This window comes from Pseudomonas sp. H9 (genome assembly GCF_004353925.1).
In the GTDB taxonomy this organism is placed as follows: domain Bacteria; phylum Pseudomonadota; class Gammaproteobacteria; order Pseudomonadales; family Pseudomonadaceae; genus Aquipseudomonas.
This window is the reverse complement of sequence record NZ_SMOK01000012.1, coordinates 275,741-288,782: the sequence shown is the minus strand read 5'-3', so window position 1 is coordinate 288,782 and position 13,042 is coordinate 275,741. Positions and strand designations below refer to the sequence as shown.

General features: G+C 60.6%; 10 protein-coding genes. 4 read left to right on the top strand and 6 right to left on the bottom strand.

All coding sequences use genetic code 11. The annotated features are described in order from the left end of the window. The first annotated feature begins 73 nt into the window (after nucleotides 1-73). The gene (locus E1573_RS11920; protein ID WP_133213847.1) at nucleotides 74-1,471 is read left to right on the top strand and encodes a VOC family protein; all 1,398 of its coding nucleotides are present in this window, start codon (nucleotides 74-76) and stop codon (nucleotides 1,469-1,471) included. Nucleotides 1,472-1,541: 70 nt separating this feature from the next. Here E1573_RS11920 and E1573_RS11915 read toward each other — a convergent pair whose 3' ends face one another. After that, entirely contained in the window at nucleotides 1,542-2,459 is a 918-nt protein-coding gene (locus tag E1573_RS11915; protein ID WP_133213845.1) for a LysR substrate-binding domain-containing protein, read from the bottom strand. Between the two features lie 156 nt (nucleotides 2,460-2,615). On the opposite strand from E1573_RS11915, the gene E1573_RS11910 reads away from it, so the two are divergent. Then, complete coding sequence (locus E1573_RS11910) at nucleotides 2,616-4,007, top strand: NorM family multidrug efflux MATE transporter (protein WP_133213843.1); 1,392 nt, start codon at nucleotides 2,616-2,618, stop codon at nucleotides 4,005-4,007. A 61-nt stretch (nucleotides 4,008-4,068) separates the two neighbouring features. Here the strand turns inward: E1573_RS11910 and E1573_RS11905 are convergent, their stop codons facing one another. Continuing rightward, nucleotides 4,069-5,733, bottom strand: coding sequence for a bifunctional diguanylate cyclase/phosphodiesterase (locus tag E1573_RS11905; RefSeq protein ID WP_133213841.1), 1,665 nt, complete (start codon nucleotides 5,731-5,733; stop codon nucleotides 4,069-4,071). A gap of 263 nt (nucleotides 5,734-5,996) precedes the next feature. Here E1573_RS11905 and rep point away from each other — a divergent pair, with 263 nt between their 5' ends. Then, nucleotides 5,997-8,006 carry a DNA helicase Rep gene (rep, locus tag E1573_RS11900; protein ID WP_133213839.1) on the top strand — a complete coding sequence of 670 codons (2,010 nt, stop codon included), beginning with the start codon at nucleotides 5,997-5,999 and terminating at the stop codon, nucleotides 8,004-8,006. Nucleotides 8,007-8,069: 63 nt separating this feature from the next. Next, nucleotides 8,070-8,642: a xanthine phosphoribosyltransferase gene (locus E1573_RS11895; protein ID WP_133213837.1), complete on the top strand. Its 573-nt coding sequence runs from the start codon at nucleotides 8,070-8,072 to the stop codon at nucleotides 8,640-8,642. Nucleotides 8,643-8,706: 64 nt separating this feature from the next. On the opposite strand, the gene E1573_RS11890 is transcribed toward E1573_RS11895, so the two are convergent. The 4 genes from E1573_RS11890 to alr form a co-directional block, all read right to left on the bottom strand. Beyond that, nucleotides 8,707-10,566, bottom strand: a complete 1,860-nt coding sequence (locus tag E1573_RS11890) for an acetyl-CoA hydrolase/transferase C-terminal domain-containing protein (RefSeq protein ID WP_133213835.1) — start codon at nucleotides 10,564-10,566, stop codon at nucleotides 8,707-8,709. A 136-nt stretch (nucleotides 10,567-10,702) separates the two neighbouring features. Then, the gene (locus E1573_RS11885; protein ID WP_028942436.1) at nucleotides 10,703-11,125 is read right to left on the bottom strand and encodes a cytochrome c5 family protein; all 423 of its coding nucleotides are present in this window, start codon (nucleotides 11,123-11,125) and stop codon (nucleotides 10,703-10,705) included. A 140-nt stretch (nucleotides 11,126-11,265) separates the two neighbouring features. Beyond that, nucleotides 11,266-11,814: a cupin domain-containing protein gene (locus E1573_RS11880; RefSeq protein ID WP_028942437.1), complete on the bottom strand. Its 549-nt coding sequence runs from the start codon at nucleotides 11,812-11,814 to the stop codon at nucleotides 11,266-11,268. Nucleotides 11,815-11,922: 108 nt separating this feature from the next. Then, nucleotides 11,923-12,996, bottom strand: a complete 1,074-nt coding sequence (alr, locus tag E1573_RS11875) for an alanine racemase (RefSeq protein ID WP_133213833.1) — start codon at nucleotides 12,994-12,996, stop codon at nucleotides 11,923-11,925. Between the last annotated feature and the right edge of the window lie 46 nt (nucleotides 12,997-13,042).

The window sequence follows — 13,042 nt, the reverse complement described above, 5'->3', positions numbered from 1 at the left end:
CTTTTTTTCGCTTGTCGGCGTGGTGCATTCCTCGCTTTCATGTAGGGGTGCCCACCTCACCAGGAAGCTTTCGATGCCCGCTCAAGATTTCGTCAGCCCGGACAGCATTCGCGCGCAGTTCTCCGCCGCCATGTCGCTCATGTACAAGCAGGAAGTGCCGCTGTACGGCACCCTGCTGTCGCTGGTGAGCGAAATCAACCAACAGGTCATGAGCCAACAGCCTGAAGTGGCCGAAGCGCTGCGCTGGACCGGTGAAATCGAGCGTCTGGACCAAGAGCGTCACGGTGCAATTCGCGTGGGCAGCGCCGAAGAGCTGGCGACCATCGCCCGCCTGTTTGCGGTGATGGGCATGCAACCGGTGGGTTACTACGACCTGAGCTCAGCGGGCGTACCCGTGCACTCCACCGCGTTCCGCGCCGTACATGAACAGTCGCTGCATATCAGCCCATTCCGGGTGTTCACCTCGCTGCTGCGCCTGGAACTGATCGACAACCCAGCCTTACGAGAACTGTCGCGGCAGATCCTCGCCAAACGGCAAATCTTTACCCCGCGCGCCCTTGAGCTGATCCAGCAATTCGAGAACGAAGGCGGCCTGAACGCCGAAGATGCCCGCACTTTTGTCGAGGAGGCCTTGCACACCTTCCGCTGGCACCACGACGCCACCGTGACCGCCGAGCAGTATCAGCAGCTGCACGACCAGCACCGCCTGATTGCCGACGTAGTGGCCTTCAAAGGCCCGCATATCAACCACCTGACGCCACGCACCCTGGACATTGATGCAATCCAGCAAGGTATGCCGGCCAAAGGCATTCCACCCAAGGCCGTGATCGAAGGCCCACCGCCGCGCCGCTGCCCGATCTTGCTGCGCCAGACCAGTTTCAAGGCGCTGCAGGAAAAGGTCGCATTCAGTGATCAGCAGGGCGCGGCGAGCGGCAGCCACACCGCGCGCTTTGGTGAGATCGAACAACGTGGTGCAGCGCTGACGCCAAAGGGCCGTCAGTTGTACGACCAACTGCTGGATGCGGCGCGCGATGCCTTGGGCGGCGTACCGGCTGAAGCCAACGCCGAACGCTACATGAGCCTGCTCACAGACAGCTTCAAGGCATTCCCGGATGACTTGGCGCAGATGCGTGAACAAGGCCTGGCGTATTTCCGTTTCTTCCCCACCGAACGCGGCCTGGCCGCCCGCAGCGATGCAGGGCGCCCCACCACCTTGGAAGGTTTGATCGCCGCAGGGCACGTGCATTTCGAAGCGCTGGTGTACGAAGACTTCCTGCCCGTCAGCGCGGCTGGGATCTTTCAGTCCAACCTGGGGGATGACGCCCAGAGCGAGTACGGCAGCAACGCCAACCGCAATGCCTTCGAGCAGGCGCTGGGCAAGCCGGTACAGGATGAATTGGCGCTGTATGCGCAGAGCCAGCAGCGCTCGTTGCAGGCGTGTGCCAAGGCGTTGGATCTACCGGAACCCTAACTCGGTGGGAGCGGGCTTGCCCCGCGATGCGGTTTGACTGACAGACCGCTATCGCGGGGCAAGCCCGCTCCTACAGCACTTCGACCTTGGGCAAGTCCATGGCATCTGCCTCGCCTTGCAGGAAGTCACTCAAGCGCCGCAGGCGCTCGCCACCCGGGCGGGTTTTCGGCCACACCAGGTAATAGTCCAGGCCGCTGGCCACTGCCGTTGGCCAAGGCAGGCTCAAGCGCCCTTGGGCGACGTCTTCGGCCACCATCAGCAAGTCGCCCATCGACACCCCGTAACCCCGCGCAGCAGCGATCATGCCCAGCTCCAGGGTGTCGAATACCTGCCCACCCTTGAGCGAAACTTTGTCAGTCAGCCCCATACGCGCCAGCCAGCTACGCCAGTCGCGCTTGTCGGGTGTGGGGTGCAGCAACTCGATACCGGCCAGGCGTTTGGCGTCCCAAGGCCCTTCATCCAGCAGATCAGGCGCGCCCACCGGAATCAGCAGTTCGGAAAACAGCCGCGCCACTTCCCAATCGGGCGGAAAATGCCCGTCGCCCAGCAGTACCGCGCAATCAAACGGCTCATGGTTGAAGTCGACATGATCGACATCCATCCAGGCGCTGGTCAGTTGCACTTCATTGCCCGGCTGTAGATGGCGAAAGCGACTGAGCCGCGCCAACAGCCAGCGCATGGTCAGGGTCGAGGGTGCCTTCATGCGCAGAATGTCGTCCTCGCTGCGCAAGGTGTTGCAGGCGCGTTCCAGCGCGGCGAAGCCTTCACGCACCCCGGGCAACAACAGCCGAGCAGCCTCGCTCAGTTGCAGGCTACGGCCATTACGCACGAACAAGCGGCAGGCAAAGTGCTCTTCCAGGGTACGAATATGCCGGCTGACGGCGCTCTGGGTGATTGATAACTCATCCCCGGCGCGGGTGAAAGAACTGTGCCGGGCAGCCGCCTCGAACGCACGCAAGGCATACAACGGCGGCAAACGACGGGACATCAGCGAATCCTCCACAGGGGTTCAAGTCAGTGCATTGCATCATACTGATATGAGTTTTAATCATGCCACTGATCGTTTTTATCCTTTTGCGAATAACCGCATAAAGGATGAGAATTTCAGGCTTTCCCCCAAAGCCGTGTCAAAAAGGACGATCCAATGCAGGCCGCACCCACTCATGAACTCAAGGCTCTGTTGCGCCTGGCCGGTCCACTGATCGCCTCGCAACTGGCTCACATGCTGATGGTGCTGACCGACACCCTGATGATGGCCCGCATCAGCCCGCAAGCGCTGGCCGGTGGTGGCTTGGGCGCGGCGAGCTATTCGTTCGTGTCGATTTTCTGCTTGGGCGTAATTGCTGCGGTCGGCACTTTGGTGGCCATTCGCAAGGGTGCCGGTGACATCGCTGGCGCCACCCGCCTGACGCAAGCCGGGCTGTGGCTGGCCTGGGCCATGGCCTTGGTAGCGGCGCTGGTGCTGTGGAACCTGGAGCCCGTGCTGTTACTGCTCGGCCAGAGCCCGAACAACGTCGAGTCTGCCGCCCAGTTCCTGCTGTTGCTGCCCTTGGCTCTGCCCGGCTACCTGAGCTTCATGGCCTTGCGAGGTTTTACCAGCGCCATCGGCCGCTCCACACCGGTGATGGTGATTAGCCTGGTCGGGACCGTGGCCAACTTCCTGCTCAACTACGCGTTGATCGAAGGCATGTTCGGCCTGCCGAAATTGGGGCTGGTGGGTATCGGGCTGGTGACCGCCATCGTTGCCAACTGCATGGCCGTGGCCATGGCCCTGTACATCCGCTGGCACCCGGCTTATGCGCCCTACCCGATCAGCACCGGCTTGAGCCGCCCATCTTGGCCAGCCTTGCGCGAACTGTGGCGTCTGGGCCTGCCGATTGGCGGCACCTACACCGTGGAAGTCGGCCTGTTCGCCTTTGCCGCGCTGTGCATGGGTGTACTGGGCAGCACTGAACTGGCGGCGCATCAGATCGCCCTGCAGATCGTCTCTACGGCGTTCATGATCCCGGCCGGTTTGTCATATGCCGTGACTATGCGGGTAGGCCTGTATTACGGCGCCGACAACTTGCTCGGCGCACGTCATGCGGGCCGGGTCGGCATTGGTTTTGGTGCAGCGATGATGCTGATGTTCGCCATTCTTTTCTGGCTGTTGCCCGATCCGCTGGTGGGCTTGTTCCTCGACCACGATGACCCGGCGTTTGCCGATATCATCCAGTTGGCGGTGAGCCTGCTGATGGTCGCCGCCTGGTTCGAGCTGTTCGACGGCGTGCAAACCATCGCCATGGGTTCGATCCGAGGCCTCAAGGATGCCAAGACTACCTTCCTGGTTGGCTTGTTCTGCTATTGGGTGATCGGTGCCCCGGCCGCGTGGCTGCTGGCCTTCACCTTGGGCATGGGTGCCGTGGGTGTGTGGTGGGGCCTGGCACTGGGCCTGGCGTGTGCGGCGGTAAGCCTGACGCTGGCGTTCGAGTGGCGGATGAAGCGTCTGATCGGTGGCTCGGGAGATGTGAAAAAGGCGACTGCTTCGGCGGTTTAAAAGCCTTTTCGCGGGGCAAGCCCGCTCCTACCGTGGGAGTGGGCTTGCCCCGCGATGCTTTTTACAAAGCCACCGCCTGCTGCGCCGAACCACTCAACAAAAACGCCATCAGTTCATCAATCGGCAACGGCCGGCTGATCAAAAATCCCTGCACCTGATCACACTTGAATGTGCGCAACAGGTCCATCTGCTCCGGGGTTTCCACACCCTCGGCCACCACCTCAAGGTTAAGGTTGTGCGCCAGGTTGATCATCGCGTGCACCAGCTTGCGGTTCTCTTCACGCTTTTCCATGCCACCGACAAAGCTGCGATCGACCTTGAGCAGGGTAATCGGCAGGCTGTTGAGATGGACGAACGACGAAAAGCCGGTGCCAAAGTCATCCAGAGAAAACCGCACACCCAGGCGCCCAAGGGCGTCCATGGTCTGCTCGACCAGATCATTGCGACGCATCACTGCCGTCTCGGTCAGTTCGAACTCCAGCCAACGCGCATCAACACCATGCTCGATAATCAGTCGGCTGAGGGTGGGCAATAGTTGGCTGTCCTGGAACTGGCGGAACGACAGGTTCACCGCCATGTGCAATGGCGCCAGGCCCTGTTCACGCAGCGCCTGCATGTCACGCAGGGCTCGGGAAATCACCCAGTAGCCCAACGGTACAATCAGCCCGCTCTGTTCAGCCAGCGGCACGAACTCGCTGGGCGGCAACAAGCCCCGCTCGGCGTGGCGCCAGCGCACCAACGCTTCCAGGCCGACAATGCGGCCATCAGTCATGTCCAGCCGCGGCTGGTAATGCAGTTCCAGTTCGTCACGGCGCAAGGCACGACGCAGCTCGCTTTCCAGGTCGGCAAGGCTGCGAGCGTTGCGGTTGATCCGCTCGTTGAAAATATGGAAGGTGCAACCTTGGGTGCCCTTGGCCTGTTGCATGGCGATATGCGCATGCCACATCAGCGGGTCTGCGCCGCCCTGCGCGCGGGCATGGGCGACACCCAGGCTGCAGCCGATCAACAGGCTCTCGCCATCCACCCAGTAGGGCTCGGCCAGCGCCTCGGTAATGCGCTCGGCCATCCACTCGGCACGTTGAGGCTCGCGACGGGTGTCGATCAGCAGGGCAAACTCATCGCTGCCCAGGCGAGCCACTTGATCACCCGCTTCAAGCTGGCTTTTCAAACGCCCAACCACCTGCAAGATCAGCCGGTCACCGGCCTGGTGGCCCAGCGCGTCGTTAGCACGGCGAAAGTTGTCCAGATCCAGATGACCAAGGGCAACGCCTCGCCCTTCGTTGTCGGCCAGGCGTGCCGCCAGCAGGGTCTGAAAGCCCTGGCGGTTGGCAATACCGGTTAACGGATCCTGTTCGGCCAGACGCTGCAGGGTGGCTTCCAACACACCGCGCTCACGCACATGGCGCAGGCTGCGACGCAAGGTATCGGGGTTGAGCTGGTCAAGAACCAGCCAGTCGCTGACGCCTGGTGGTGGCACCTGCGGCTCGTGCTCCAAAAGCAGCACCATCGGCAAAATGCAGCGGCCAGGCGCCGGCTGCAATTGCGGGGTCGCCAGCACCAACGCATTGCGATCATTGGCAAACAGGCTGTCGACAGCCTCCCAGTTCGGCGCAGTCAACAACACCGCCGTGCCCGCCAGCGGCGTCAGGCAATCTCGCAGGGCGGCCGCCCATACGGGTTCATCTGCCAGCAAAAGCAAACGCAAGGGTTCGGCAGGCGTAGACAAGCTGGCTCCTTAGGACGTGGCAAAGTCAAATGACAATGGGCAGCGAGAGGCTCATCCTAAACCATTAGTGAAAATGATTTTCACTTAAAGTCGAGCCACTCCATTGCCGACATCCCGCAAGTTTCGCCACGCATCCTGCGCGAAAGAATCGAAAGCGGCAAATTTAGATCGAGTGGTACGTCACACTGTCAGACGGTCGCGGCAGAAATTCTCTACCCCTGCTAAAATGCGCGGCTATTTTTCTAGCGACCCCGGTTTTTGTCATGTCCCGACTCAACCCTCGGCAACAAGAAGCCGTGAACTACGTCGGCGGCCCTCTTTTGGTGCTCGCCGGTGCAGGTTCCGGCAAGACCAGCGTAATCACCCGCAAAATCGCGCACCTGATCCAGAATTGCGGCATCCGTGCGCAGTACATCGTGGCCATGACCTTCACCAACAAGGCCGCGCGGGAGATGAAAGAGCGGGTCGGTACCCTGCTGCGCAAAGGTGAGGGGCGCGGCCTGACTGTGTCGACCTTCCACAACCTGGGGCTGAACATCATCCGCAAGGAGCATGCACGGCTGGGTTACAAGCCAGGGTTCTCGATCTTTGACGAGACGGACGTCAAAGCTCTGATGACCGACATCATGCAGAAGGAATACTCGGGCGACGACGGTGTCGACGAGATCAAGAACATGATCGGCGCCTGGAAAAACGACCTGATCCTGCCGCCCGAAGCCCTGGAGAAGGCTCGCAATCCCAAGGAGCAGATGGCCGCGATTGTTTACTCGCACTACCAGCGCACCCTGCGGGCATTCAACGCGGTGGACTTCGACGACCTGATCCTGCAGCCGGTAAAACTCTTCGAGGAACACGCCGACATTCTCGAAAAATGGCAGAACCGTGTGCGCTACCTGCTGGTGGACGAATACCAGGACACCAACGCCAGCCAGTACCTGCTGGTGAAGATGCTGATCGGCACGCGCAATCAGTTCACCGTGGTTGGCGACGACGACCAGTCGATCTACGCCTGGCGTGGCGCGCGCCCGGAAAACCTGATGCTGCTCAAAGAAGACTACCCGTCGCTGAAAGTGGTGATGCTCGAGCAGAACTACCGCTCCACCAGCCGCATCCTGCGTTGCGCCAACGTGCTGATCGCCAACAACCCGCATGCCTTCGAGAAACAGCTGTGGAGTGAAATGGGCCACGGCGACGAGATCCGCGTGATCCGTTGCAAGAATGAAGATGCCGAATGCGAACGGGTAGCCATGGAGATCCTCAGCCTGCACCTGCGCACCGACCGTCCCTACAGCGACTTCGCGATCCTCTACCGGGGCAACTACCAGGCCAAGTTGATGGAGCTGAAGCTGCAGCACCACCAGGTGCCGTACCGCATGAACGGCGGCAACAGTTTCTTCGGCCGCCAGGAAGTGAAAGACCTGATGGCCTACTTCCGCCTACTGGTGAACCCGGATGACGACAACGCCTACCTGCGGGTGATCAACGTGCCCCGCCGGGAAATCGGCTCGACCACCCTGGAAAAGCTTGGCAACTACGCCACCGAGCGCAAGATCTCGATGTATGCCGCCAGCGAGGAGCTGGGCCTGCGCGAGCACCTGGACAGCCGCTTCACCGACCGCCTCGAACGCTTCAAGCGCTGGATGGACAAGGTCCGCGAGCAGGTTGCCCTGGAAGATCCGATTGCTGCGTTGCGCAGCATGATCATGGACATCGACTACGAAACCTGGATCCGCACCAACAGCTCCAGCGACAAGGCTGCGGACTTTCGCATGAGCAACGTCTGGTTCCTGATCGAGGCGTTGAAAAACACGCTGGAGAAGGACGAAGACGGTGAGATGACCATCGAGGAGGCCATCGGCAAGCTGGTGCTACGCGACATGCTCGAGCGCCAGCAAGAGGAAGAGGACGGTGCCGAGGGTGTGCAGATGATGACCTTGCACGCCTCCAAGGGCCTGGAGTTCCCCTACGTGTTCATCATCGGCATGGAAGAAGAAATTCTTCCGCACCGCTCCAGCATCGAAGCCGACACCATCGAAGAAGAACGGCGCCTGGCCTACGTGGGTATTACCCGTGCTCGCCAGACCCTGGCCTTCACCTATGCAGCCAAACGCAAGCAATACGGCGAGATCATCGATTGCGCCCCGAGCCGCTTCCTTGACGAACTGCCCGATGATGACTTGGCCTGGGAAGGCCTGGACGACGCGCCCGTCGAAGTGAAGGCGGCGCGCGGCAATAATGCACTGGCCGATATCCGCGCCATGCTGAAACGTTAGATAATCAACCTTTGCTGCGGCGTACTGCCGTGGCCACTCTTGCTACATCGAGGAAATACCACAGTGGAAGCACTGCACCAGAAGATTCGCGAAGAAGGCATCGTGCTTTCCGATCAGGTTCTCAAAGTCGATGCGTTTCTCAACCATCAGATCGACCCTGCGCTGATGCAACTGATTGGCGACGAGTTCGCCCGTCTGTTCGCCGACTCCGGCATTACCAAGATCGTCACCATCGAAGCCTCGGGAATTGCCCCAGCGGTGATGACCGGCCTGAAGCTGGGTGTCCCGGTGATTTTCGCGCGCAAGCACCAGTCGCTGACCCTGACTGAGAACCTGCTGACCGCAACGGTGTACTCTTTCACCAAGCAGACTGAAAACACCGTGGCAATTTCTCCGCGCCACCTCAACAGCAGCGACCGCGTACTGGTGATCGACGACTTCCTGGCCAACGGCAAAGCCTCCCAGGCCCTGATCTCGATCATTAAACAGGCTGGCGCTACCGTTGCCGGTCTGGGTATCGTCATCGAGAAGTCGTTCCAGGGCGGCCGTGCCGAACTGGATAGCCAGGGCTACCGCGTTGAGTCGCTGGCTCGGGTCAAGTCGCTGGAAGGCGGTGTAGTTAGCTTCATCGAGTGACCCTTTTATCGCGGGGCAAGCCCGCTCCCACAGCGTCGATTGTGGGAGCGGGCTTGCCCCGCGATCAAACGGTTGCCCCCAACCCCGCCAGCAGCAACCGCTGATACAGTTCCTCTTTCAGCCCCTGCGGCTGCGTCAGTCCCATGCGCGCCAACTGCTGTGGATAAGTTTCCGGCGCCGGTGCATCCAGTGCAGCCTTGCCCAGCTCCAGCACCTCACTCAACTTGAACTTGCTCTTGAGCCAGTTCAACGCCCGCAACAAATCCTGTTCTTCATCCGTGAAGTCAGTACCCAACGGGTACTCCGGGAACAAGCGTGCATGCGCATCGCGAATACGCTGCAACCGTTGCGGGGTGTTTTCGGTAAAACGTGGCGCGAGCACAAAGTCACCGGGTAGTTTGCCGGCTTTCTGCGCCTGAGCGATCAACTCCGGCTGAAAGCGCGAATCGCTGATGGCCAGCAATCGGCGAATGGTTTCGGCATCGGTTTGCCCACGCAGGTCTGCGATACCGTACTCAGTCACCACGATGTCGCGCAGATGCCGGGGAATCGTGCAATGGCCGTAATTCCACACCACATTGGAACTGACCTCGCCACCCGACTCACGCCAACTTCGCACCAGCAGAATTGACCGCGCGCCTTCCAGTGCATGGCCTTGGGCAACGAAGTTGTATTGCCCGCCAACACCACTGAGCACTCGGCCGTTTTCCAGTTGATCGGCAACGCCTGCGCCCATCAGGGTCATGGTGAATGCGGTATTGATAAAGCGCGCATCGAGGCGCTGTGAACGCTTTAGCGATTCTTCGCCGTACAGCTCGTTGATGTAGCTGATAGCGCGCATATCAATGCACTTGCGGGCGGCCAGCGGCATGTCGCGCAAGCGCTGGTAAAACGCTTGAGGCCCGAGGAAGAAACCACCGTGCACCAACACACCATCACCGACCGAGCGCCGGATAATCCCGGCCTCCAGCAGCGCCAGTAGGCCGTTCACAAACATTTCACTACAACCGTACAGACCTTGATCAAAAGCCTGGGTGCCACCTTCGCGGGTGATTAATGGCTGCCATGGCTGCAGGTCGATGTCCGCCAGCAAGGCCTGATAGGCTTCGTTGTCATCCTGCCGAGCCAGCAGCGCCGCCGTCAGAGCATCGCCCATGGCGCCAATGCCGATCTGCAAGGTACCGCCGTCGTGCACCAGCGCACTAGCATGCAGGCCGATAAAGTGATCCTGGGTGGTCACCGGCATGTTTGGCGTCGAAAACAAGCGACGTCGCTCGACGGTATCGATCAGCAGGTCGAAATTCTGTCGGGGCAACTCGGCATGGCCAGGCATGTAGGGCAGTTCGGCATGCACCTGGCCGAGCAACAGGATGGTTTCTCCGGCTGCACGGCGGCGCTCGATCATGGGCAACAGGTCGAGGGTGATGTCCGGGTTGCAACTCAGGCTCAAGTGATTCGGGCGCTGCGAATCCTCAGCCACCAGTTGTGCCACCAGATTAAGGCCCTTGGCGTTGATATCGCGGGCGGCGTGGCTGTAGTTGCTGCTGACATAGTCTTGCTGGGCGGTGGCGCTGTGCAACAGGCTGCCCGGTTGCATGAAAAACTGTTCGACGCGGATATTGGCGGGCAGACGATCGTTGCGCAGGTCGGCCACGTATTCGAGCTCTTCGTAGTCGGCAAAAACGCGCTCGATAAAAGGCTCCAGAAAACGCCGCTGCAGGCCTTCGCCCAAGTCGGGCCGCCCCAGGCTCAGCGCGGTGTAGATGCTCAGGTGTCGTTCGGGCAACTGGCGGATGCGCGCATACAGTGCGTTAACGAAGGCGTTGGGTTTGCCCAAACCCAACGGCAGGCCCATGTGGATATGCGCTGGTAACCGTGCCAGCACCTCATCAACGGCCTGTTCAATCGAGCATCGATGCGTCATCTGCACCTCCGGTGGGAACTGGCTTGCCCTGCGATGCAATATAACTGAACCACCGCTATCGCGGGGCAAGCCCGCTCCCACCGTTGCAAGAACAACAAAGCCCGCACGAGGCGGGCTTTGTTGGAGAAGCGCGGGCTTACAGGCCGGACATCTTCTTGATGGCGCCCATCAGGTCGTCATCCGAGCAATCTGCACAGGTGCCTTTAGGCGGCATGGCGTTGAGGCCGGTAATTGCCTTGGCCAGGATACCGTCCAGACCACCCTGGTGGTCGGCACGTTCTTTCCAGGCAGCGGTGTCGCCGATTTTCGGCGCGCCCAGCAGGCCACTACCGTGGCAAGCATTGCAGTGCTTGGCGATGATTTCATCCGGGGTCTTGGCACCACCGCCACCAGCGGAGGCAGCCACTTCCATACCCTTGCATTCCTGACCCTGTACACACACCTGGCCAACCGGTTCCAGTCGCTTGGCGATGTCGTCGTTGGTCGCAGCTTGTGCGCTGACTGCCCAAAGGGCCAATACGGCAGCTGGTACGGCCAGCATTTTCTTGATTAGATTCACGCGTACACCCTCATGGTGGCTAGTCACGCCCGCGGCCACGGTTTCGCAGGCGGCGCAAGTATAACGGGAACCCTGCCATACCGAAACAACCCTAGTGTCCAAAGGGTCTTAGCCGCGACAATCCGCCGCGTGCCTACGCCTTAGAAATTCGCCGGGGTCGCCGCGCTGATCAGCCGGGCCGGCTCATCGTACGGGTTACGGAAACGGTGCGGCTTGGTACTTTCAAAATAGTAGCTGTCGCCCGCTTCGAGAATAAAAGTTTCCAGCCCGACCACCAGTTCCAGGCGGCCTTCGAGGAGGATGCCGGTCTCTTCGCCATCGTGGGTGAGCATTTCTTCACCGGTGTCAGCACCCGGCGGGTACACCTCGTTGAGAAACGCGATAGCCCGGCTCGGGTGCGCCTTGCCGACCAGTTTCATGGTCACCGCACCGTCGGAGATATCGATCAACTCGTGGGCTTTGTAAACGATCTGGGTGGGGTTTTCCGGCTGCAGTTCTTCCGAGAAGAACTCGACCATGGACATCGGAATACCGCCCAGCACTTTGCGCAGCGAGCTGATGGAAGGGCTGACGCTGTTTTTCTCGATCATTGAGATCGTGCTGTTGGTGACACCCGCACGTTTGGCGAGTTCACGCTGGGACAGGCCCTTGAGCTTGCGAATGGCTTGCAGGCGTTCACCGACGTCCAAAGCTGGAGCCCTCCTAAACGAACGAGTGGGGTCGAAATTGAACGATATCATCGCAACAGCGTTCAGTATTTACAACACTTCGACCCGCAGCCTGTCCGCTTTGGCGCCTCAATCGCCGATATAGTCCAGCGGTACGCGCTTGAGGTTGCAGAAAATCTGGTAGGGGATGTTGCCAGCATGCATGGCCAATTCGCTGGCCAGCACGTTTTTACCCCACAACTCTACCGGGCTGCCCACGCCGGCTTCCGGGACGTCGGTGAGGTCGATGCACAGCATGTCCATCGATACCCGACCGATCAGTTGCGTGCGCTTGCCCGCTACCAATACCGGAGTGCCGTTTGGCGCCTGGCGCGGGTAACCGTCGGCATAGCCCATGGCAACCACACCAACCCGGGTCGGCCGCGGGCTGATGAACTTGGCGCCATAGCCCACCGGCTCACCAGCAGGCAGTTCACGCACGCTGATTACCCGCGATTGCACCGTCATTACCGGCTGCAGCCGCGCCGCTTCGGCCTGAGGCACTTCAAACGGTGTGGCGCCGTAGAGCATCAGGCCCGGGCGCACCCAATCACTAGGCATGTTCGGCCAACCGAGCACCGCAGGCGAGTTGCGCAGGCTGACCTCGGCGCTCAGGCCCTGGCGTGCTGCCTGAAACACTGCCAGTTGTTCATTGCTGGCGGCACTGTCGAGTTCGTCGGCGCGGGCGAAGTGACTCATCAACACGATACGCGCGACTTTGCCGCTGGCCAGCAGACGCTGGTAAGCCGCCTGATAATCTTTGGCATGCAAGCCAACCCGGTGCATGCCCGAGTCGAGTTTGAGCCACACGGTGATCGGCTTTTTCAGGTGTGCCTGTTCGATCGCTTCAAGCTGCCACAGCGAGTGCACCACGCACCACAGGTCATGCTGCGTAATCAGCTCCAGCTCGCTGGCCTCGAAAAAGCCTTCAAGCAGCAACACCGGCGCCTTGATCCCGGCTGCGCGCAGCTCCAGTGCCTCTTCGATGCAGGCTACGGCAAAACCATCGGCCTGCTGCTCAAGGGCCAGTGCGCACCGCACGGCACCGTGACCATAGGCGTCAGCCTTGATCACGGCCAGGGCTTTGGCACCAGTCAGTTCGCGGGCAAGTTGATAGTTGTGACGCAGGGCTTGAAGATCGATCAGGGCACGTGCAGGACGCATGACGGCAGCCTTCTGGGCAGTCTGGTTAGAATAAAAAGCCCGGTGC

Excerpts from the sequence above, each read along its gene's own strand:
- E1573_RS11915 (WP_133213845.1), bottom strand. The coding sequence starts at position 2,459 with ATGTCCCGTCGTTTGCCGCCGTTGTATGCCTTGCGTGCGTTCGAGGCG.
- rep (WP_133213839.1), top strand. The coding sequence starts at position 5,997 with ATGTCCCGACTCAACCCTCGGCAACAAGAAGCCGTGAACTACGTCGGC.
- E1573_RS11910 (WP_133213843.1), top strand. The coding sequence starts at position 2,616 with ATGCAGGCCGCACCCACTCATGAACTCAAGGCTCTGTTGCGCCTGGCC.
- E1573_RS11920 (WP_133213847.1), top strand. The coding sequence starts at position 74 with ATGCCCGCTCAAGATTTCGTCAGCCCGGACAGCATTCGCGCGCAGTTC.
- alr (WP_133213833.1), bottom strand. The coding sequence starts at position 12,996 with ATGCGTCCTGCACGTGCCCTGATCGATCTTCAAGCCCTGCGTCACAAC.
- E1573_RS11890 (WP_133213835.1), bottom strand. The coding sequence starts at position 10,566 with ATGACGCATCGATGCTCGATTGAACAGGCCGTTGATGAGGTGCTGGCA.